This is a genomic window from Pandoraea norimbergensis (assembly GCF_001465545.3).
In the GTDB taxonomy this organism is placed as follows: Bacteria; Pseudomonadota; Gammaproteobacteria; order Burkholderiales; family Burkholderiaceae; genus Pandoraea; species Pandoraea norimbergensis.
This window is the reverse complement of record NZ_CP013480.3, coordinates 3,110,668-3,129,495: the sequence shown is the minus strand read 5'-3', so window position 1 is coordinate 3,129,495 and position 18,828 is coordinate 3,110,668. Positions and strand designations below refer to the sequence as shown.

Here is an 18,828-nt window from a genome sequence, read left to right as displayed (position 1 = left end):
TAACGCCCACCTGCCAGACGCTGCACTCACGCGACTGACTTCGCCGGCATTTCCTATCGCCGGGATTCCGGAGGTGACCATGGACGCATCGATCGAACCGTTGATCCTCGACCTGCTGGAGTGGATCGGGCCGGCGGGAAAGCCTTATGCCGAGATCATGGAGGCGTGGCGGACGTCTTGCCCGCGCTTGCCGATATGGGAAGAGGCTAACGCGCGAGGCTATCTCATCCGTATTCACACACCGGGCGGTGTCGCAGAAGTTGCGCTCAGTGCGGCGGGTTTGGCCTATATCGCTGCTGCGCATCGCGCGCAAGCCGCCACGTCGTCGCGATAGTGGACGGTAGGCGGCACCCGAAGGGGCGGGAGTTAGGAAGGGTTGGGAAGGGTCAGGAAGGGCTAAACGGTGATTTCCTGAAGCGCGGCGCGACAAATCAAGCGCGTTTCGCGCGATAAACAGGACGTGATGTATTTTCCAGCATCTGCAAGAGAATTTCACGCCCTGCGCGTTCATTTTCGCCTGTTCGAATCAGAATAGGCCGCCAAACACCTCGGCCTCCCAATTCATGATGACCAGCTCTTTACTGGTCTGAGGCGTACCGCGTGCGTTGGCAACCGAGTACCGGATGTCCAGTTCCGCGATCTGGAGTCCCGCGAAGGCTTCCCGGATGTCGGGATGATCGTTGATGGATAACATCACCTTGCCTCTACACTCCCGCATGATCGTAGCCATGCGCTCATACTCACCAAACTCAAACGGCACGCCGTACCCCTCCGTCTGCCAATAGGGAGGGTCAAGATAGAAGAACGTATGCGCGCGGTCATAACGGCGCATGCAGTCGTGCCACGACAGGTTTTCTACGGTGGTGCCAGCAAGGCGCAGGTGGGCCGCCGAAAGCTGTTCTTCAATGCGCAGAAGATTGACCGTCGGAGCAGTCGTCGCGGTGCCAAATGTCTGCCCGTCGATCTTTCCACCGAACGCGTGGTGTTGCAGGTAGTAGAAGCGCGCCGCGCGCTGTATGTCTGTCAGCGTCGCCGGCGACGTCATCTTTTGCCATTCAAATACCTGTCGACTGGAAATCGCCCATTTGAACTGGCGGACAAACTCTTCGAGGTGGTGTTGCACAACCCGGTATAGGTTCACCAGCTCACCGTTGATATCGTTGATTACCTCGACGTGAGCGGGAATCGGGCGTAAAAAATAGAGAGCTGCCCCGCCACAAAACACTTCCACGTAGCACTCATGCGGCGGAAAGAGCGGTAGCAGCTTGTCCGCGAGACGGCGTTTGCCGCCGAGCCACGGGATGATGGGTGTTGCGATGTGCATTTATCGTGCGTCATATGTGATAGGCTTACGCCGCCTCTGCAGGGGTACGCGGCCTTGCCTAACTTGCAGGACTCATCTGCGAGGGCGGGACGCGGCCGGTGTTAGCGCACCGACCGCGTCGCCGCGTCTTTTCTTCTAAATTACTATGCGGCCGAAACCCGTCGCTTGAACGGGTTGTATGTGGCGCATACAGGAATCTGCCAAGCCGGGCCCCACGGCGTTTCGCGCCAGGCGTTCCCCAACCAGTAGTTCCAGGCCTTCCAGCCAATCTTCGCTTCGCCGAGGGGCCCGTGATAGTACAAATTCATGCCGTTGCCCACTGCAAAGAACAGCACCAGGTCATCCCGCTCGATGTTGGCCAGGATGCGCCAACCTCGCGCGTCAAAGGTCAGACCGAAGAGCCAGTAGTCCAGTCCATATGCCGGGTTGCGTAGCAGCCAGAGCACGTGAGCCAAATAGCGCATTCGCGGCGTCTCTCCCCACTCGGCCGGAAAATAGCCGTCCTTCCACCCCGCATCGATCGATGCGTCAAACGTCTGGAACCAGCGCAGCCAACTCGGCAGGTTGCCGTCGTCATCGGCGAGCAGCACTGCCCACCAGTTCACGCACAGCACGGCAAAGACGACGACAGCCCAGGTCGCAACGACATAGGCGGGATACCCGATGACCGCGATGATCACGAACAGGCGGCGAGGAACGGAGTCGGGCGGCGAGCTGGCCGTAAGGCAGCGATCGAGCAAGGAGATCGCAACGGCAATGATCGTGCATTTCGCAGCAAGCACAATGGCTGCACATAGAACGGAAAGGACGAAGGCGATCATTGCCCTTCCTCAAGCGTTCCGGCAACGTCAATGTGCACCTCAGGAGCCGTTTCTGTCAGCCACGAAGGAATGGGGCCACCGCCATAATAGGTGACGCTGTCACCGTCAATTTCCACTGTGGCGCCAAGCTGGTATTCACGACCGCTCTCCGCGACATAAAGCCTCGTGGTGCGATGGTCTTCCACGACCGACCACGCCGCTCCATCCCACATCTGCACCTTGCCACCTTCGACGGCTGGCGGTTGCACTTCGACCGCGCCGTAGGGCACGTTGAATTCGCCTGGCGACAGGTACAACTCGTGCGCGATGGCCGGATACAGAAAGAACCCGTGCTCGTCGGTCTGATAAACGGTCTTTTTTTCCATTATTTCTCTCCTAAAGGTACTTTCACTGCAAATGCAAGAACGCTTGGTACGAAGCAGGCTAGTGCGATTCAACGGCACTCCCACGCGCTGACCATGTTTCCGTCGAGCACGGTATTCCTGGCCGGGAGCTACTCGGCCGTCATGCAAACCCCCGGCGACTCTCCAAGCAGTGCCACGAACGACACGGGAGGCGCAGAGACCCGTCCGACCAATACAGCCTACGCACCCCGCATCCATGTCTAGTTTCAGGCATGGATGCGCGGGGCATACGCCGTGTTCACTGGGCGAGTTTCGCTCCCCCCGGCATCGGTCGTTTTCCAAGGGATGTTTCCCGATTCGATAGGAGCGCCTTGGTTTCCGCCCGCGACGCTCGATGTGATGCCGTTGACGTAGTGGCTGTGGGCTTTGAATGCATCAAGCTGACGCGTCCCAAGCGTCCGTGCATTTGCAGTGTCAGCGTCGGTCCCAGTAAATCGACGGAATTGGTTGCGCAGGTCAGGACACCGGAAGTTGTCACCGCCGAGGTCGACAAACTTGTGCATGCCGGCAGACCAGGCGCCGGACGCGACAACTAGGCTGTTTTCTTGTGCGTAGCCCCACAGCCCGGCGTATGCCGTCTTACTTAACGTGCCGCCCACGGCATCGATCTCACTGGCCAGCGGCGTGACCGTGTGACCGTCCAACGGACGGCCGCAAAGCGGAGAGCGATAGCCGGTGAAATACTGGCTGGCCGACCAAACCCAAACCTCTGCAACTTCAGCGACGATAATCGGGCCGACATTACTGGTCGGTAAGGACAGAATCGAGTAGACCTTCGGGTAACCGCTGAGCACGGCGAGCGCCGAAGCAACAAACGCCGTATTGGCGATCTTGCGGCTGCTATCGCCGGGGGGCTGATCCGGCGCATTCAGACCACCCACCCATTGAAAGGAGAGTGCTGTCGTGCCCGGCGTGACGGCACCGTCCGTCTTGAGCATCCAGAGGGTGTCGGCATTCAGCGAGCCGGACTCCACGGGAACTACTGCGCCAGATGTGAGCTTCGCCGCGCTGTTGGCGTCCGCTGCGCGCGCCCACGCGCCAGCTCCTGCCACGTAGATACCGTTCTCGGCGCCCGCCGCCTGGTCCTTCACTAGCACACGGTCGCCTGCTGTGAGCGCGACGTCATCCACCGGTCCCAGCCCCGTAAGCACGATCGGCCCCGTCGTGGCCACCCGAACCGATTGCTTGCTGTCCAGCTTGGCCAGTTCATCTCGGACGTAATCAATGACGTACGCGCGCGGCGCCATCACCACGGAGTTGTCGACGAGCAATGTGACGTTGGCGGCGTTGCTGGTCTGAAAGATTGACCGGACGTAGAACTGCTTGCCGCTGCCGCTGGCCAGGAGCGGCTTGATAGACTCGGGATACTTGCAGATCGCGTAGAGGACTCCGGTGTCGGTGATAATGCCGACTTCTCGAATCGTCCAGCCGCCTACGTCATCGGCCAGCCATCCTTCACAGACAAGCCAGTTGGGGTTGTTGGGGTCTTGCAAAAGCGCGTTAATCGGCTGGCGATGGACCTCGCGCCGCAGCGTCGTCGCAGTCGGATCCGGGTTGTAGACGGCTCCATTGCCGTCGCCGATGGCCATCGTTGTCAATGTGATGGGCTTGTTCTGAGCCTTTTGCTGAGCCTCATATGCGAGCCCGGCGTTGGTCAGAATGGTGTAGTAGTCCTGAGCCACGTCAGTTCTCCAAGGGGTAAATCGTGGTGATCTCGATGGTTTGCTGGCCGTAGCCAATGAATACGGCCCCGCGTTGCTCGACGCCGTCCAACTGCAACGGATATATGGTCGTCAGCTCGCCGCCGAGCGTCGCGGCCGCGATCACGGGCACGGGACTTCGTACGGTGAGGTACAACGTGAGCGCCTCGAGGTGGCTGCGCACGTTTTTGTACTCGTTGACCAAGGCGACGAGCGCGTCGTAGGTTGTCTCGTCAATTCCGCGGTCGGACAGATCCACGTCGATACGGAAGTGATACGACTGGCCACCGTACTCAAACCACTCGGCGATCTGACCTTTGAGGGCCAGCGTTTCTAAAACTTGTTGAATGGCCCACTTCGTGCCTTTGAACCGGTGCAGTTCGATCGCCCGCTTGAGCAACAGGCGACGCTCGTCGTCGTTGCGGGCAAACTGCCAACCTTCGCCAAGGATGTGAAACTGATCCGCGAGCACCGGCAACGCCGACGCGTTGACGGTGTCCACGAGATAGACCAGGAGCGGCGACAGGTCGATGTCGCTGATTCGAGCCGCCAGCTGTCCGAGCACTCGGAAGCGCTCGTCGCTGGCCAGCGGCGGCGGGAGCAACAGCGAATCAGCCATCGACCGTCCCCGAAACGGTGATATTGATTCCAGTGCACCGCGCCCACTCGTTCTCCGCGAGCACGAGCTTGGCCGGAGAGGTGCGCACGATGTCATACACACCGGTGACCTTCAGGGCGACATCCACCTGCACTGGCACGATGTCACGGCCGAGCCCCGCCGCGCGATCTGCCATATAGGCTTGGGCTGCAGCATTCGCCTGCGCGAGCACGCTGGCCACATCGGTGTCCTTATACAGCACCAGTTGTGCCTCGATCGCGTAGTCGACGGGCGTTGGGGCGAGCGCCTGCACCTGGTCGGTCAACGGGCGCACGCGGTCGGCCGAACACTTCGCTTCGACCAACGCCAGCATGTTGATGTCTGGCAATCCAGTGGTAAGCAGCGGGTAAAGCTTGACCACGCCAGGCGTGGGGGACAACACGGCCACGTCGACGATGCTCTGATGCGCACTCTTCGCGTGGAATACATAGGCCAACCGGCTGCCGGCAGTGCTGAAGGCTTCCGGAGCAAGCTTGATACGTTCCCGCAGGTGGTCGTTTTCTTCTTCCTCGACGCCGCCAGCGGTGACTGCGGTATTGGCGACCGTGATTTCGACGTCGCCCAACTCGTCGATCAGGCTGTTAATCTGCCCCGGTTGCCAGCCATTGCCGGCAGCGCCTGGGTCTTCACACGTTGCCGCCGTGTCTACCGACAATTGCCCAGCCACAAGCGTCACGTCGCCGTCGGTCGCGAATGTCACCGCACCGTCGCCCCCTTCGACGCGGGTGCCTGCAGGGATCAGTAGGTCGTTGGCCAGCACCGTCTTCAGAGCAAAGCGCAACGGCGTCATCGCCGATTGCGCCGGCAGGCGAGTGACGCCAACGAGTTCGCCCAGATAGTCCAGCATCGGCGCTCGAGCGTAATGCACCAGGCTTTGTTTTGCCGCTTCCTGAATGCCGACGCGCACCAGCGTTTCCCGATAGGCGATAACGTCGATCAGCAGTCGCTCCACCTGTGCGGGATAGAGTGTCTTGCCGGAGAGCGACTCGTATTGCGCGACGATTTCGGCGGTAATCGTTTTCGGATCTCGTTCGATGAAGCTCGGCTCGGGGAGGCTCACAGGCGCACCTCCGTATCACGCTTCACGCCGTCAGCCAGCTTCCAGCTCACTTTCAGGGCCATCTGCGCCTGATCGATCACCGGCGAGACCTTGAGCAATTCGCAACGCGGCTCCCATTGTCGGATCGCATCGACGGCTTCTCGTACCAGGTGCGGCACGGCCTGATCGATGGGGTAATCGATATAGAGATGTACGTTCGAGCCGAAGTCAGGCCGATGCGGGTCGCTACCCTTCGGCGTGCGGAGGATCACGCGGATGGCCTGGTCGATGTCTGCTTCAGCCTCAACAACGTCGAAGCTATTGAGAGCAGGCTGCCAGTGAACGGAGGAAATTTCGGATAGCCGGGTCATGCGGCTATCATGCCGACATGCCCGGCTGACGGATATTAAAGGCCTTTAAGGCTTGGACTATCGCTAGTGGGTATGGTGGTTCGAGTTTCCGCCAGCATCCATGATGGTGCCCGTGGCAGAGACATTGCCGTCGATCTGCATGTTGCCCTGGATCTGGGCACCAGCCCCACCGGACACTGCCAGGCCACCTTGCCCCGTCAGCTTACCCTTCACCAGCAAGTTGCCTGTCAACTCCGCGTCTGGCGCATCGAGCAGGACTTTGGTTCCAGATTTGAGAACAATTTCCGCGCTCGCTTCCACTTCGACGCGTCGAACGCCCGTGACCGTCAAAATGCCGGTGGCTCGGTCGTACTCGAGCAGAGCGCCGTCCTTGAACCGGATGGCAAACTTGTTCGGGTCCGTAACCGGGGGCGTGTCGGCTGAAGAATAGATCGCGCCGAGAATGACGCCATCCTCGCCACGTGCGTCCAGCAACACGGCCACCTGTTCGCCGATATCGTAGGTCCAGCAGGCTTGATCATCCTGCGTTTTCGGATAGGCGATCGGCAACCACATGGTGCGCATGTTATCGAGATCGGGCAGGCGCACCCGCGCGAAGCCCGGACGGGACGCGCTCACTGTGCCGAACTTCAGCGTGGCGCCGAATTCTTCCGTGGTTTCTGTCATTTCTTCTTGGTCACGGTACTCGTACCCACCACGCCCACCTGACCGTCTGTCGTGGTCCCGTACACCTTGAGGGCCTTGCCGGAAGTCGTCTTACCTGTACTGCTTCCCGTACCAACCTTGATTGGCAGCGCCACGCGCTTGATCTCCAACTCGGTGGTATAGCCGGCCCCTCGTTCAAGCCGGTGATGAGCCGACTCGACAAGGTATTTCCCTGAGAGCTTGCCGCAGTTCGCAAGCTCGACTGTCGTGCCGGCGACAAGTTTTGGATTGCCATGCAGCGTGATGTTGCCTGCGGTTTGCTGGAGGTTTGCCGCGTCAAGAGCAGCTTGCGTCTTCGTCTGGAGGGCAGCCTTGGACCCTCGCGCGCTGAATTTCAGCGTATCGCCACTCGCAGATTGGCCGGAACGCTTTTTCGTGCTCACCGTAGTCTGGCCAACCTCCGCGACGTTATCTCCCTTCACACCGTAGACCACCAGCCTCTTCGTCTTCGGATCGTGATACTTGCCCTTAGCGGCCTGGTAGACCTCCTTGATCTTGTCGCGCAGCCGAATGGACTGTAGGTCGCCCTTGGTGATGGTCAGGACAGCGTTCGTCTCACGCAGGTCCGCCAATTCGGTGAAAACCAGCTTGGTGCTGACGATCTTGAAGGCATACCCGAACTCGCGTGCCAGGCGCGTGAGGAATTCCACGTCCCGTTCCTGATACTGCGTGACCCGATCAATTCGGATGTCCCGGATCTTCCCTACGAGGGTGAGCTTGTTGCGCTTGGCGATGCGTTGCGCGATCGCAGCCAGCGTAGTGCCTTCATATGCTCGCCCGGCACGAGTGCGGACAGACTTCTTTACCCCGGTGGCCAACGCCCGAATTGTTACTGTCGCCGGCGGATGACCAAACTCGATTTCATCGATCTCAAACGTCCCACAGGGCAGCAGCGGCTCGTCGCTGTACCCAATTTTGAGCGATAGCGCGTCGCCTTTCCCTGGGTACCACTGCTCGATCCATCGGCCGTCAGCATCCTCCAGTTCGACCGACAACTCGTCGGACTGACCGTCCAGGTAATCCGTGCACGTGACAGAACGGACATACGGCGTGATGTCGTTGGTGATGTTCTTCTGTTCGTAGGTGAGCACAAAGACCGGGTGTGGCACCTTGGCCGTGGTCGTGGCCGACTGATCGTTCATCGCATCCACGGCGGGAGATCCTCTGACAAATCTGTTTGTTCAATCACAGGGATGGAGAGCCGCAGACCACTCGACAGCGTCGGTGTCAGCGGAACGTGCGGGTTGGCCGCCACGATCGCTTCATAGGCAAGTGGATCGCCGTAGTAGCGGTAGGCAAGTTGGTCCCAGCGCTCGCCTTCGGTGGTGATGTGGGTCAGGTACATCAGATGACCCTCGCGATGACCTTGGCTGCCAGCTGACTCATGCTCGGTGCCGCAGACTGGAGGGCGCTCGTCGCTGTCGACAGTTGCCCGCTCAGATAGTCAATTCGACCGCCAATAGTTGTGGCGCTGACCGAACTCAGAGCCCCCTGTGCGCTGCGGACTGCACTCAGCGCGTTATCGCTGGCGCGCAGCATGTTGGAGACGTCGGGAAGCTGGCCGGACAATCCACTTAACGTGGGAGAGAGCTTCTCCAATGGACCGGCAACCTGCTTAACGCTTGTCAAAAGGCCGGGCACGCGCCCCAACGCGGCAAGCGGGTTATCCGCCAACTTCTGTGCAAGTCGAGCGCCATCGACTGCAACGCGCAGCGCGGATTGCGCCTGGTTGGCGTAGGTTACGGCCTGACGCACGCCTTCGCGTACCGTGGCCGCAACGCTTTTCAGTTCGTTGGCTGCCGCATCGTCAACTGGCAGCGCCTTGGCGTTGGCCGGCGCAGGATTCGGCTGGACTGCGGGGGGCTTAAGTGGGTTTTTTTTGTCACCGACAAACTCGCGCAGGGTAATACCGGCCTCGAGCGCGACCAGCGTGCCCGATTTGTCCGTGTGCTTGCTGGTCGCCTGCACGCTGGTCAGTACGAACCATCCTTTGTAATCTCCGTTGCCCAGCACCAGAGCCATGGCTTGATGTGCACCGAGTGCCTTTGTGAGCTTCACGAGCTCGGCTTCCGGATCACAGTAATACTGATGAAAGGCGAGTTGGATCCGGACCTCGTCGAGCTTGTCGCCAATGAACTGCAGGCGCGGCTTGCCTTCAATCAGCGGGTGTTCGGCGAAATCGGCGCCGAACTCCGATTCGAATCCGTCAAAATATGTGATCAGGTCGAACTGGACATCCCCCAGGAGTGCGAACATCAGTAGGCCCTCCGCGCCTGTTGGGCGGTCACGCGTTTGATCATCTGTTCCAGCTCGCGCAGCGAAAGGTTGAGCGCGTCTGTGACCTGGCCCTTAACCGCTTCCGGCGAGCCACCCTGGACATGGATCGTTGGACTGAATTGAACTGTCATCCCCGAAGTACCGGCGCTGGCGCTCGATGAACCGAGGCGACCGGCGGCGATGTGTTGGGTCGCGGCGGCCGCCGCCGTATCCGACGCCATGCCGGCAGCCGCCCTTGAGGCGAGCCCCGCCGATCGGCCGATGCCCAGAGCAGCGCCTTGTGCAATGTTGTCGCCGAAGCCCATGAACACGCGGGACGGTGATCTGATGCCCAGCGTATTGGCAAACCAGCCTTTGATGTCCGAGCCGAACGAGACGATGCTGTCGCGCGCGGCCGAAATCTTGGACGTCACGCCGCTGACAAGCCCGTTGATCAGATCCGCTCCCGCAGAGAAGAACCGATCTTTCAGGCCCTTGAGCCAGTTCCAGCCGACCAGAATCGCTGATTTGACCTTGTCCCAGTTTTTCCACACCAGATAGGCGGCAACGCCGATGGCAGTAACTGCCAAGCCCAGCGGATTCATCAGCATGGCGCGGCCCAGCCAGAGCACCGCCTGACCAGCCAAACGTAAGCCGGGCAGCAGATTCCCCACCAGCAGCCGCCCTAGAAACAGGCTGCCGCGAGCGGCAAGCATCAACGGTCCACCGAAGGTCATCAGCAGGCCTTGACCGAAGGGTAACAAAAAGCGCCCAAGGAGCAACGTCGCTCGACCGAGCGATAGCATCCAGCCGCCGAGGCGGCCGAAAACGCTCGCCAGCTTGGTCGCCGTCTGCGTGCTCGCGCCAAACAATTGGAATACCGTGGCGAGACGCGAAGATCCTCCGAGCAGCAACGCACGCATCAATGTCCATTTTGAGGACACCGTCGTGAATGCCGTGCCGAGAAGGTTCAGAGGCGATTTAACAAAGAAATTCAATCCCCAACCCAAGGCTAGGGTGGCGACCTTCAGGCCAACGATGCTGACGGCGAAGCCAGCGACCGCGCGGATGACACCAGGGTGTGCAGCAGCGAACTGGCCAATCTTGTCGATCATTGGCGTGAGCGTGCCGAGCAGCTTGGTCAGGGAGGGCATCAGCGTACTGCCCACAGTAATGCCGACGTCGGCCACTCGCGTCTTGAAACGCTCCCACGCCTTGGTGGCGAGCTCGGCGCGCTTGCGATAGTCCTCATCGATGGTGCCCATTGCTTCTTGGCTACCCATCTTCTTTTTGTTGTCCTGGTACTTGTCCCACCCCTGGCGCATGGCCAGCAAATGGTTGATGGTCTGGATGTCCTGGAACACCTCGTTCAGGCCAAAGCTTTCCATCAAACGACGTTGAGCCTCTTCGTCTCCCTTGGCGCCCGCGTCCTTCCATTGCTTCATGAACCCGTCACCTCGTGACGAGATGAACTTCTGGGCGATTTGCAGAGACGCTTCGTAGCTGGAGTAGCCATCGGAGACGAGGTTTTGCATCGACTTCTGATAGTCCACGCCGGCTTTTGAATAGGCGTCTATGGTGTGCTTGGCGTTCATGTGCGAGAGCCAGTTGCGCAGGTTGGTCACGGCTTCGTCACCGGAACCTGCGCCTTCACGACCGACCTCGAGACTGGCGATAATCTGGGTGAGTGCGTCCTGCCCCTTGATGCCCTTTGATGCGAAGGCCGCTGTCATCTCCGGCAGCGCCTTGGCCATATCCTTGAGCTCGAATCGACCGAGCTTGCCGCCGAAGGCAGCGCGGTTGAATGCTTCCTTGAGGGCGGTGTCGCCCTTGATACCGAGCGTCTCCGACAGCGAATACACCATGCCGGCAAGGTCTTTCATGTCCGCGTTGGTGGCGGTGGCCACCTTGCCCAGAAGGCCCGAATACTCTCCTGCCTTATTGGCATCCATGCCCGCCGCAACGAGGGTGCCAACGCCCTCAAGAATCGCAGCATGTCCCTGACTGGTTGACAGCGCAGCCTGGCGGACGGCTTCGCCCACCTTGAATTCCTCCTGTTTGGTCAGGTTCCCGGTGATGGCGATGTCACGCAGCCCAGCCTCGAAGGTCGCGGCTTGCTTGACCGCTCCGATGAGAGGTGCGGCCGTCGCTTTGGCAGTAAGGTAAGTTCCAACCATCTCGCCACCGAGACCCATACGCTGCTTGTGAAGCGCTTCGCCGCGTGCCAGTTGCCCTGCCAGAGCGGCCTGCTTGGTCGTCAACGCGTCCATCGTCGTGCCGAGCCGCTCATATTGGTGGCGCAACTCGCCGACATTGCGCATCGGGTGCGCCATCGCGCGCGACATCACCTCGCCAAGCCGGGCATGCTTGACCTGCAGGTCATCGGCCACTCTGCCAAGGTTCGACATGGTCGTCTTGGCGCCGGCGAGCGCGGTGCCGAAGCTGGCCAGCATCGTCGCGCCGATCTTGACACCAACGTAAAACTCACTTGCCATGTGGATACCTCGGAATTAGGATGCGGCTATGGACATCGAAACCCTCGCCAAAACCATCGCCTACGTTGTGATTGCCACGCTTTCAGTGGCGCTTGGCGTGTGGCTGCTCATCGAGCTGCCCCTGTGGGCCGCGCCGTTGATGTTCGGCGTCGCCGTGTTTTTTGGGTTGGTTTTCCTGGGGCCGGTTATCGCCGTTGCGGCATTCTGTGTCGCGGCCCTCATCAAAGCAGCCGCGTGGCTGGTTAGCCATCGCCGTGCTCGCGCTTGATTTGCTGGCTGGCGTCGGTAATCCAGTCACAGAATTCATCGACGCTCAGCTGGTCAATCTCACTCGGCTGCATCCGGAACCACCTCGCTAGCAGGCTTTGCCCCGACCGCAGGTTTTCCGGTGATACCCACAAACTCCAGAAATCGGGCCTTCACCGCTTGGTAGTCGGCGGCGTCCATCTCGTCCAGATCCTCCGGCACGAGATTGCACATACGTGCGACGCCGTTCAGTTCGAGCGACACCTCGCTCCCGCCGCTTTGCTCGCCGATGGCCTTCAGATCCTTGACTTTGAGTCGGCGGACGGTGACGGCGCTCAATTTCTGACCGGCTGCCGTCGTGAACGGGTACTGAAGTTGGATCTCCATGAGATTTCCTTTGCGTGTGGTGAATGAACGAACTACACGAAGGATTCTCAGTCGGCCCAAGATTCCAGTCAGTTAATCTGCTTTACCAAATGAAAAGGCCCACCGAAGTGGGCCGTGAGGAAAAGCGCCAGATTGCGCAATTTCGCAAACTGCTCAGTCCGAATGGCGCGGGTCAGGTGCCGGTATTGCTACGGTAGTCGGCCAGCATGTCTTCCCCGTTGACGCGGAAGATGTTGGCCATGTAGTCCAGCTCGAGCACCTCCTCGCCGTCGATGACCTGCTTGATGTAGGTCGCACCGAACGCCGAACTGAATTCCGCGTTCTCGTGCTGCTTGAAGGTGCCCAGCGGATTCTTCTTGAACATGACCGTCAGGAACGTCACCAGGCTGACCTCCTGGATGCGCCCTTGCGCGCCGTAAGTCTCGATGCTGGAGCGGCACTGAAGGGACACAGCCTTGAAGGGGTTGGCCACCGTCTTGGCCACGTCCTTGTACAGCGAGTTCCACTTCACTTCACCCTCGAGCTTGTCGAAGCCGGCCGGCAACTCGATCTTGCCCACCATGCCAAGCGCCTTGTGTTCCTGCATGATGGCCGAAATGTCGGGCAGCTTGATCTCTTCTGCGCGGCCGAGCAGCGAGTTCCCGTCAACGTAGATGTTGGCGTTCGTGATGCGGTTGATTTCGATCTTGCCGGCCATGATCAGTTACCTCCCTTCAGGGTCAGCAGGTATTCCGAGGTGATCTCGGTCTCAAACGTGAGGCGCTCGAGCGGCGGCGGCACCGTGTATTTGTAGTTGATGAGCAGGTGCCCGTTGGCCAGCTCGGTTTCTTCGTTGCGGGCCGGGTCGAACCAGGCTTTGAAGCCGAGCAACGCACCGTCGCCGATGAGCTTGCGGCCGTACCCGTTCACCGACTCGACCAGGGCATCAATCAGGGCCTGATTGATCGGCATATCGATGTACTGCTGGCTGAAGTACCGCAGCGATTCGTTGATCACATCACCCGTGCGCCGGACGTTCTCGAAGTTGCGCATGTGTGTGACGGTCGGCCAGGCGGCGGTACGGTTCCCCCAGAGGCGGAAGCCCGAACCATAGCTCGAGAAGATGGTGGTGATCCCTTGCTCGTTGAGCAGATTCACCTCGGACTGCGGGTCGTCGATCATTGCCGAAAGCTGACGCTCCACGCCCGTCACGCCTGCAATTTCTTGGTTGGAGCTCGACCACCAGAAGCCCTTTTCCAGGTCGATCTTTGCACGCAGCCCTGCCGCTCGGGCGGACAGCGGCTCGAGGCGTTCCGCGTTCGTCGCGGCGTCGTACACCTTGACGTGCGGGTAGCAAATGCGCACCCGGTCGCTCGAGGTGTTGAAGTTGATGGCACCCATCGGGCCGCGACCAGCGATCGCTTGCGCATAGGTGGTACCGATCGGCGCATCGATATAGGCCACTGCGTCCAACTGGTCGGCCATCGCGATCAGTTCAGTGGCAACCGAATTCTGCGTGCAGAACGCCGGCGAGATCAGGATCTTGGCGAAGAAGCCGAACAGGTTATACGTGTCCTTAAGCGCCTTGATACCCGTGCGCACGCCAGCGGCATTGACAGCGCCGATGATATCGGCAGCCGTGACCTTGGTTGGGTCGGCGTAATCGTAGCTGGCCTTCAGGCTGGCGCCTGCAGCAATGCCGCCTCCCTTGATGCGGGTCAGCATCCCCGTCAGCGTGTCGACCGAATAGTCGGTGTCCAGAACGTGGGTTGTGTTTCCGTCGTTGCTTTTGATGACGAGCGCTGCGACGGCACCGTGAGCCAGGCTCACCCGATCCGTGGACAGGTCGAAAGCGATCGCTTCGGCGGCTACAGCCGTTTTATGAATCGACGGATCCAGCACGTTGATGACGATGACGGTGCCCGCGCCATGATCGTAGATCGCATCGAGCGCCTGCGGAATGGTGAAGCCAGCAAGCTGCGAACCAAACGCGGCCGCGTCCTTTTCCGACAGCGACAGCGTGACCACGTTGACCGGGCCGACCGGCGCGGTACCGATTAGGCCGATCACCGCAGATTTGACGGTACGGACCGGACGCGGCCCTTTCTCGATCTCGATGGTTTCCACACCATGCAAGTAGTTTGCTGCCATCGCTTACTCTCCTTTCGCGGCGGATTCATCCGCGCTGACATTCGCACGCGTTGCGGCCTTACTGCCCTGTTTGACGGGGGTCAAGTGCCCCAAGGCCAACAGAGTCCGCGTGTACTCGTGGGTTTCGGGCAAGTCGACTTCCTCGCCGGCGTGAAGCATCACCTCTTGGTGTTCTGCGCCATTTTGCAGCGTCACACCGCTCGTCGGCCCGCTGTAGCGGTATTTCATGAGTCCTCCTCATAGGTCACCTCAGTCAGAGGTGTCTCAGTGTTGATATCAGCGTCCTCGACCAGCATGGCTTCGGAGGCTACGTCCACGGCGTACTGCCACAAGCCTGCCGTCTCTCCCAGGAACTTCTCCGACACCGCCCAGACTTTGCGGCAATCAGGCGGACGGAACCCCACCAACGCTGCGCGCACGAGATCCACCACGTCAACGGCGCCGCCCTTGCCGTTGAGCTGACGCAAGATCACCGTGACCGACAGCTTCACGGTGCGCGGCTGTGCGATGTAGCTAACGTCGACCGTCTTGTCGAACTGACTGCCGAGGTAACTCACCAGCAGCGCGCCTTTGGGATGGTTCAGTCGATAGTCCTGCGGTCGATCCGGGAAGTACTCGGCCGTTAAATGGGGGAGCTTCACCGCCAGGCGCTGCACGACCGCGTCGATGATCTGCAGGGTTGTGGCCATCAGTAGCGATCCAAAATGTCGGAGCTGAAGCGGCGAGGTTTTGCCCGCGTTTTCATCTCGCCAGGTTCCGCCGCCGCTTCGCCGGTGGGAAGACCTATGGTGAGTTTGGCGTCGCGGATGGCCTCAAGCATCTGCAGGACTGATTTGTAAGTGCGCGTGACCGCATCGGGCAGGTCAGCGCCTTCGGGGCGCCGCGCGTACAACCAGTGACGGGCCAAATTGACGGTCATATCCTTCACAACAGACGGAACCGGTGCATCTGGCCCACCGAGCGGCAGGTTGTAGCGCCCGCGCAAATGGGCATCGACCAGCTCCTCGGCCTGCCGTACCGCTTCCTCGACCACCACCGAATTCAGGGTGGTGGCCGATTCATCGTCGTTCGAAAGCCAGATCAGCGTCTGCAGCGGAACCGCCAACTGGAGATCGGCAAGCGAGCAATAGCGCATGGACGCCTCAGAACGTTGCCGGACGGGCCACCGCACGTGCCAAGGCCATGAAGCCCTGTTGCAGGTGGTCCTGTCCGATCGTGAGCCAGCGGTCGGTCTCGTAAGCTTCGTCGCTGACCGCCACCAACGTCTGATCGCCCACCTGCACCGGCTCGCCGTCGATCTTGAAGGCCGGCAGTCGACCACGTAGCGTTTCGACGAGCGCGCCCACCTCGATCGCCTTGGTCTTCACCTCGTTCATCAGGGCAATTTCGTCTTCCGTCAGATCCCGATAGCCGGTAATTCGCTTGTGCTGGTTCTCCATGCTCAGATGCTCCGCACGATGCGAATGAGGTCGCCAGCGGCGGCCGCACTGTCCCAGGCATAGCCGTTGGCAGTGCCGGCGGCTTTCGTGATTGCTCGGCCGCTTGCGTCGGACTCGACCTCCGCGCCTACGGCGATCGCGCCGCCCGCCTCAACGAGGATTGCGCCGAGGATGTTGGCCGGCGCCACGCCACCTGCCTCGGTGTCAGCCTCGACGACACCCAGCGCCTTGGCCCCGGCCGTGCACACATTGCCATCGAAGGCAACAAAACGGCGACGAGTCAGATCCGTCGCGGCGATGACCGAAGTGGTCAGTACAACTTGCTGCGTTTTCATTGCTTACCTCCGGTCGACGAACTGTCCTTCTTGGCCGCCTCGGTCGAGGCCTTGTCGGCAGCGGCTTTTTCATCTGCAACAATCTTTGCTGCCGCTTTCTCCGCCTCGGTTTTCTCGGCTGCCGCTTTTTCCGCGTTAGCCTTTTCAGCGGCAGCCTTTTCGGTCGCAGATTTCTTTGCTGCATCGCCCTGGCTCACAACCGGCTCAAGAAAGCGGCGCAGCTTGGTAGCCTGCGCGGCGGTGAGCTCAATCGTGCTGCCCTCCGGGAAGCGTTCGCCGTCGTGCTCCAGATCGATACCACGCACGCGATAGGTTTGGATGTTCATCGTTGGCCTCACGCGTTGGTGTCTGCGATCAGATAGCCGGCGTCGGCGCCGACCACCACGGGTTTGTAGACGTCGGTGTGGCGCACGAAGCGCACCTTGCCGCCCTCGGCGTCGTACTTGTCCGTCTCCGGCATCCCTTTCTTGCGCAGCGTGTAGCCGAAGGACGGCTCTTCATAGTCGGCGACACGGTCGGCGCTCGGCTTGGCGACGTAGGCGAGGATCATGTTGTCGCGCCACACATCACCCGCTGCAACGTCGCCGGCGAGCGCTTCACCGATGAAGATGTCGTTAATGCCGAAGAGCATTCGCAGATGCTCCAGCGCGACGAGCTTGCGTTCATTGCTGCCCAGCGCGGCCTGCAGCTTCGTGTGGAACTTCAGCGATTGATAGACCGAGGCCCCCATCACGATCGTGTTGGGACGAATGCCGATACGGCTGCGCACAACTTCCTTGCCGGTTTCAACGGCGGCCACAGGATCCCCGCCGTTGTTGCTCCACTGGCTTGCACCAGACAGTGCCACCTTGCCGCCGGCCAGATACGTGCTGGCGTTCTGTGCCAGCGCAGCGCAGGCCCACTCGCAACGAAGATCAATCGCATCTTTGACGCGCTTGGCAGCACGCGCTTCGGCATCGAACATCGATTCCTGCTGCTCGCGGTAATCGACCGGATAGGCCAGATCGTGTTCGCGTAGCACGACATCGAGCGAATCGATATCGTCGGGCGTCATCACGTTGGACTTGGCGCGGATTGCGCGCTCGGTGTCCCACAGACGGAAAGCCTCTTTACCGAACAGCGGCACAATCGCCCCTTCTTTGTTCGACGGTGCGATCGGGAACAGTGCTTCACCGATGTACTGCGCGTTGCGATAGCCGCGCGCGATGTTGGTCAAAACCGGGTCGACTACCCGGAGCTGACGGAGACGGTCAACCATGTTGGCTCCTTAGTTTGTGATGAGCTGGCGCGCGGCCTGCTCGTAGGGGATTCCCTTCTCAGCCGCCAGCTGTGTGGCGCGCACATGCAGGGTGAGGCGCTCGGGGTCGGTAGACTTCTCGGCGAATTCGGCCACGTTGACGTTGCCGCCGGAACCCGACTTGTCTTTGGTGGCAGATTCAGCGAACTCGACGACTTTGGGCAGTTCACTCAGGAAGCCCTTGAGCGCGCTCACCAGAGGCTGTTTGTCGTCGCCGTCACCGAACTCGACCGACTTACCATCGGCGCCCGGCGTTGCAACTACGTCCAGCGCTGACACAACAGCATCCTTGTGCTTGGGGGCCAGCAGGCCTTTCGCTACAAGGCCCTCCGCAAACTCTGCGTTCTCACGGTGGCGCTTATCAGCCAGCGCCAGCTTGTCCTTTGCGTCACGCTCGGCAAGCTGCCGCTTGAGCGTCGCGTTCTCGGCCTCGAGCCGGGCTTGATCTTCAGGTGTCACGGATTCATTCTCCTTTTCGGAAACGGCGGTAGACGCGACCGCAGGCGCATTGGGAACGGGATCTGCAAACGCAGGGGTGGACGTGCTTTGGCTCAACGCAGGCAGAGCAGCGGATTCTTGAAGCGAGTCCACGTTCCAGCCCGGCAACGCCCGATCGGCATCTTCCTGGCCGAACTTACCGATGAACCAGTCGCGCAAGCTGCGCCAGAGACCCGCGTTCGTGCGGTCATCCCAGTCACCGAACTCGACGGTCTCCTGGAAAGCGACACAGCCGTCTTCCGTATCAGCGAAAGACGGGTTGTCCAGCCCCTTCACGCCGGGTGGCTGCGCGCCGAGGAAACCGACGTGGCGGAGATACCAAACGCCGGGCACGGGATTACTCGGTGAGTCGGGGGAATAGAATTTGGACGAAACCTTGCCGTAACGGCGCTGCCCGACCTGCTCAGCGAACGTCGCCTCTACATCGCGTGGCGCGGCGAACAGGCCGCGATCAGTAGCCACGATCGACTGCACCCAGCCATGGGCTGGATCGTCAGTAGTCGGATGCCCGATTACCAGCGGGGCTTCGTGCAGGTCGGGGTTGTAGGCGCGGGCCGTCGCGGCGACGTCGGCCTCAGAAAACTCGATGACATCGCCCGCCATGGTCACGTGGCGGCCGGGCCGGAAGATATGGATGAGTTTGGGCGTGTTCATACCGCCATATTCGGCGGCGTCACGGTGACGGTCTTTTAATCGTCTTTACAATTCTGCGACACGAGACGA

General features: G+C 60.5%; 25 protein-coding genes. 2 read left to right on the top strand and 23 right to left on the bottom strand.

Annotated elements, in window-relative coordinates; translation table 11 throughout:
• Positions 1-79 precede the first annotated feature (79 nt).
• Positions 80-334, top strand: a complete 255-nt coding sequence (locus AT302_RS13590; RefSeq protein WP_058378873.1) for a hypothetical protein — start codon at positions 80-82, stop codon at positions 332-334.
• 192 nt (positions 335-526) lie between these two features.
• Here AT302_RS13590 and AT302_RS13585 read toward each other — a convergent pair whose 3' ends face one another.
• From AT302_RS13585 to AT302_RS13530, 12 genes are all read right to left on the bottom strand, one after another.
• Complete coding sequence (locus AT302_RS13585; protein WP_058380123.1) at positions 527-1,318, bottom strand: DNA adenine methylase; 792 nt, start codon at positions 1,316-1,318, stop codon at positions 527-529.
• 149 nt (positions 1,319-1,467) lie between these two features.
• Positions 1,468-2,145 (bottom strand): DUF7338 family protein, encoded by a 678-nt coding sequence (locus AT302_RS13580; RefSeq protein WP_058377570.1) that lies wholly within the window; start codon positions 2,143-2,145, stop codon positions 1,468-1,470.
• The gene (locus AT302_RS13575) at positions 2,142-2,510 is read right to left on the bottom strand and encodes a hypothetical protein (protein ID WP_058377571.1); all 369 of its coding nucleotides are present in this window, start codon (positions 2,508-2,510) and stop codon (positions 2,142-2,144) included. The genes AT302_RS13580 and AT302_RS13575 overlap by 4 nt, the downstream gene beginning before the upstream one ends.
• A 245-nt stretch (positions 2,511-2,755) precedes the next feature.
• Positions 2,756-4,231, bottom strand: coding sequence for a phage tail protein (locus AT302_RS13570; protein WP_058377572.1), 1,476 nt, complete (start codon positions 4,229-4,231; stop codon positions 2,756-2,758).
• A gap of 1 nt (position 4,232) precedes the next feature.
• Positions 4,233-4,868, bottom strand: a complete 636-nt coding sequence (locus AT302_RS13565) for a phage tail protein I (RefSeq protein ID WP_058377573.1) — start codon at positions 4,866-4,868, stop codon at positions 4,233-4,235.
• The gene (locus tag AT302_RS13560; protein WP_058377574.1) at positions 4,861-5,967 is read right to left on the bottom strand and encodes a baseplate assembly protein; all 1,107 of its coding nucleotides are present in this window, start codon (positions 5,965-5,967) and stop codon (positions 4,861-4,863) included. Before AT302_RS13560 ends, AT302_RS13565 begins: the two co-directional genes overlap by 8 nt.
• The gene (locus AT302_RS13555; RefSeq protein WP_058377575.1) at positions 5,964-6,317 is read right to left on the bottom strand and encodes a GPW/gp25 family protein; all 354 of its coding nucleotides are present in this window, start codon (positions 6,315-6,317) and stop codon (positions 5,964-5,966) included. Before AT302_RS13555 ends, AT302_RS13560 begins: the two co-directional genes overlap by 4 nt.
• A 63-nt stretch (positions 6,318-6,380) precedes the next feature.
• Positions 6,381-6,983 carry a phage baseplate assembly protein V gene (locus AT302_RS13550; protein ID WP_058377576.1) on the bottom strand — a complete coding sequence of 201 codons (603 nt, stop codon included), beginning with the start codon at positions 6,981-6,983 and terminating at the stop codon, positions 6,381-6,383.
• The gene (locus tag AT302_RS13545) at positions 6,980-8,164 is read right to left on the bottom strand and encodes a phage late control D family protein (protein ID WP_237172158.1); all 1,185 of its coding nucleotides are present in this window, start codon (positions 8,162-8,164) and stop codon (positions 6,980-6,982) included. Before AT302_RS13545 ends, AT302_RS13550 begins: the two co-directional genes overlap by 4 nt.
• The gene (locus AT302_RS13540; protein ID WP_058377578.1) at positions 8,161-8,367 is read right to left on the bottom strand and encodes a tail protein X; all 207 of its coding nucleotides are present in this window, start codon (positions 8,365-8,367) and stop codon (positions 8,161-8,163) included. Before AT302_RS13540 ends, AT302_RS13545 begins: the two co-directional genes overlap by 4 nt.
• On the bottom strand, positions 8,367-9,278 hold the full coding sequence (locus AT302_RS13535; RefSeq protein ID WP_058377579.1) for a phage tail protein: 912 nt from the start codon (positions 9,276-9,278) through the stop codon (positions 8,367-8,369). Before AT302_RS13535 ends, AT302_RS13540 begins: the two co-directional genes overlap by 1 nt.
• A complete protein-coding gene (locus AT302_RS13530) occupies positions 9,278-11,773 on the bottom strand; it encodes a phage tail tape measure protein (protein ID WP_058377580.1) in 2,496 nt (831 codons plus the stop codon). The genes AT302_RS13535 and AT302_RS13530 overlap by 1 nt, the downstream gene beginning before the upstream one ends.
• A 28-nt stretch (positions 11,774-11,801) precedes the next feature.
• Here AT302_RS13530 and AT302_RS13525 point away from each other — a divergent pair, with 28 nt between their 5' ends.
• On the top strand, positions 11,802-12,041 hold the full coding sequence (locus AT302_RS13525) for a hypothetical protein (protein ID WP_058377581.1): 240 nt from the start codon (positions 11,802-11,804) through the stop codon (positions 12,039-12,041).
• 59 nt (positions 12,042-12,100) lie between these two features.
• Here the strand turns inward: AT302_RS13525 and AT302_RS13520 are convergent, their stop codons facing one another.
• The 11 genes from AT302_RS13520 to AT302_RS13470 all read right to left on the bottom strand — a co-directional run bounded on the left by AT302_RS13520 (position 12,101) and on the right by AT302_RS13470 (position 18,759).
• The gene (locus tag AT302_RS13520; RefSeq protein ID WP_058377582.1) at positions 12,101-12,406 is read right to left on the bottom strand and encodes a phage tail assembly protein; all 306 of its coding nucleotides are present in this window, start codon (positions 12,404-12,406) and stop codon (positions 12,101-12,103) included.
• A gap of 172 nt (positions 12,407-12,578) precedes the next feature.
• Positions 12,579-13,103, bottom strand: a complete 525-nt coding sequence (locus tag AT302_RS13515) for a phage major tail tube protein (RefSeq protein ID WP_058377583.1) — start codon at positions 13,101-13,103, stop codon at positions 12,579-12,581.
• Positions 13,104-13,105: 2 nt separating this feature from the next.
• Positions 13,106-14,536 carry a phage tail sheath subtilisin-like domain-containing protein gene (locus AT302_RS13510; RefSeq protein ID WP_058377584.1) on the bottom strand — a complete coding sequence of 477 codons (1,431 nt, stop codon included), beginning with the start codon at positions 14,534-14,536 and terminating at the stop codon, positions 13,106-13,108.
• Positions 14,537-14,539: 3 nt separating this feature from the next.
• The gene (locus AT302_RS13505) at positions 14,540-14,764 is read right to left on the bottom strand and encodes a hypothetical protein (protein ID WP_058377585.1); all 225 of its coding nucleotides are present in this window, start codon (positions 14,762-14,764) and stop codon (positions 14,540-14,542) included.
• Positions 14,761-15,225, bottom strand: coding sequence for a Gp37 family protein (locus AT302_RS13500; protein ID WP_058377586.1), 465 nt, complete (start codon positions 15,223-15,225; stop codon positions 14,761-14,763). The genes AT302_RS13505 and AT302_RS13500 overlap by 4 nt, the downstream gene beginning before the upstream one ends.
• Entirely contained in the window at positions 15,225-15,671 is a 447-nt protein-coding gene (locus AT302_RS13495; protein WP_058377587.1) for a gp436 family protein, read from the bottom strand. Before AT302_RS13495 ends, AT302_RS13500 begins: the two co-directional genes overlap by 1 nt.
• Before the next feature lie 7 nt (positions 15,672-15,678).
• A complete protein-coding gene (locus tag AT302_RS13490; protein WP_058377588.1) occupies positions 15,679-15,975 on the bottom strand; it encodes an Acb2/Tad1 domain-containing protein in 297 nt (98 codons plus the stop codon).
• Between the two features lie 2 nt (positions 15,976-15,977).
• Complete coding sequence (locus AT302_RS13485; RefSeq protein WP_058377589.1) at positions 15,978-16,310, bottom strand: DUF2190 family protein; 333 nt, start codon at positions 16,308-16,310, stop codon at positions 15,978-15,980.
• Positions 16,307-16,636 carry a hypothetical protein gene (locus tag AT302_RS13480; protein WP_058378872.1) on the bottom strand — a complete coding sequence of 110 codons (330 nt, stop codon included), beginning with the start codon at positions 16,634-16,636 and terminating at the stop codon, positions 16,307-16,309. Before AT302_RS13480 ends, AT302_RS13485 begins: the two co-directional genes overlap by 4 nt.
• Positions 16,637-16,644: 8 nt before the next feature.
• Positions 16,645-17,568, bottom strand: coding sequence for a major capsid protein (locus AT302_RS13475; protein WP_058377591.1), 924 nt, complete (start codon positions 17,566-17,568; stop codon positions 16,645-16,647).
• 9 nt (positions 17,569-17,577) lie between these two features.
• Positions 17,578-18,759, bottom strand: coding sequence for a hypothetical protein (locus AT302_RS13470; RefSeq protein ID WP_058377592.1), 1,182 nt, complete (start codon positions 18,757-18,759; stop codon positions 17,578-17,580).
• Positions 18,760-18,828 lie beyond the last annotated feature (69 nt).

Excerpts from the sequence above, each read along its gene's own strand:
- AT302_RS13505 (WP_058377585.1), bottom strand. The coding sequence starts at position 14,764 with ATGAAATACCGCTACAGCGGGCCGACGAGCGGTGTGACGCTGCAAAAT.
- AT302_RS13490 (WP_058377588.1), bottom strand. The coding sequence starts at position 15,975 with ATGGAGAACCAGCACAAGCGAATTACCGGCTATCGGGATCTGACGGAA.
- AT302_RS13520 (WP_058377582.1), bottom strand. The coding sequence starts at position 12,406 with ATGGAGATCCAACTTCAGTACCCGTTCACGACGGCAGCCGGTCAGAAA.
- AT302_RS13590 (WP_058378873.1), top strand. The coding sequence starts at position 80 with ATGGACGCATCGATCGAACCGTTGATCCTCGACCTGCTGGAGTGGATC.
- AT302_RS13510 (WP_058377584.1), bottom strand. The coding sequence starts at position 14,536 with ATGGCAGCAAACTACTTGCATGGTGTGGAAACCATCGAGATCGAGAAA.
- AT302_RS13500 (WP_058377586.1), bottom strand. The coding sequence starts at position 15,225 with ATGGCCACAACCCTGCAGATCATCGACGCGGTCGTGCAGCGCCTGGCG.
- AT302_RS13545 (WP_237172158.1), bottom strand. The coding sequence starts at position 8,164 with ATGAACGATCAGTCGGCCACGACCACGGCCAAGGTGCCACACCCGGTC.
- AT302_RS13525 (WP_058377581.1), top strand. The coding sequence starts at position 11,802 with ATGGACATCGAAACCCTCGCCAAAACCATCGCCTACGTTGTGATTGCC.
- AT302_RS13480 (WP_058378872.1), bottom strand. The coding sequence starts at position 16,636 with ATGAACATCCAAACCTATCGCGTGCGTGGTATCGATCTGGAGCACGAC.
- AT302_RS13555 (WP_058377575.1), bottom strand. The coding sequence starts at position 6,317 with ATGACCCGGCTATCCGAAATTTCCTCCGTTCACTGGCAGCCTGCTCTC.
- AT302_RS13475 (WP_058377591.1), bottom strand. The coding sequence starts at position 17,568 with ATGGTTGACCGTCTCCGTCAGCTCCGGGTAGTCGACCCGGTTTTGACC.
- AT302_RS13540 (WP_058377578.1), bottom strand. The coding sequence starts at position 8,367 with ATGTACCTGACCCACATCACCACCGAAGGCGAGCGCTGGGACCAACTT.
- AT302_RS13515 (WP_058377583.1), bottom strand. The coding sequence starts at position 13,103 with ATGGCCGGCAAGATCGAAATCAACCGCATCACGAACGCCAACATCTAC.
- AT302_RS13535 (WP_058377579.1), bottom strand. The coding sequence starts at position 9,278 with ATGTTCGCACTCCTGGGGGATGTCCAGTTCGACCTGATCACATATTTT.
- AT302_RS13565 (WP_058377573.1), bottom strand. The coding sequence starts at position 4,868 with ATGGCTGATTCGCTGTTGCTCCCGCCGCCGCTGGCCAGCGACGAGCGC.
- AT302_RS13470 (WP_058377592.1), bottom strand. The coding sequence starts at position 18,759 with ATGAACACGCCCAAACTCATCCATATCTTCCGGCCCGGCCGCCACGTG.
- AT302_RS13495 (WP_058377587.1), bottom strand. The coding sequence starts at position 15,671 with ATGCGCTATTGCTCGCTTGCCGATCTCCAGTTGGCGGTTCCGCTGCAG.
- AT302_RS13580 (WP_058377570.1), bottom strand. The coding sequence starts at position 2,145 with ATGATCGCCTTCGTCCTTTCCGTTCTATGTGCAGCCATTGTGCTTGCT.
- AT302_RS13530 (WP_058377580.1), bottom strand. The coding sequence starts at position 11,773 with ATGGCAAGTGAGTTTTACGTTGGTGTCAAGATCGGCGCGACGATGCTG.
- AT302_RS13575 (WP_058377571.1), bottom strand. The coding sequence starts at position 2,510 with ATGGAAAAAAAGACCGTTTATCAGACCGACGAGCACGGGTTCTTTCTG.
- AT302_RS13485 (WP_058377589.1), bottom strand. The coding sequence starts at position 16,310 with ATGAAAACGCAGCAAGTTGTACTGACCACTTCGGTCATCGCCGCGACG.
- AT302_RS13550 (WP_058377576.1), bottom strand. The coding sequence starts at position 6,983 with ATGACAGAAACCACGGAAGAATTCGGCGCCACGCTGAAGTTCGGCACA.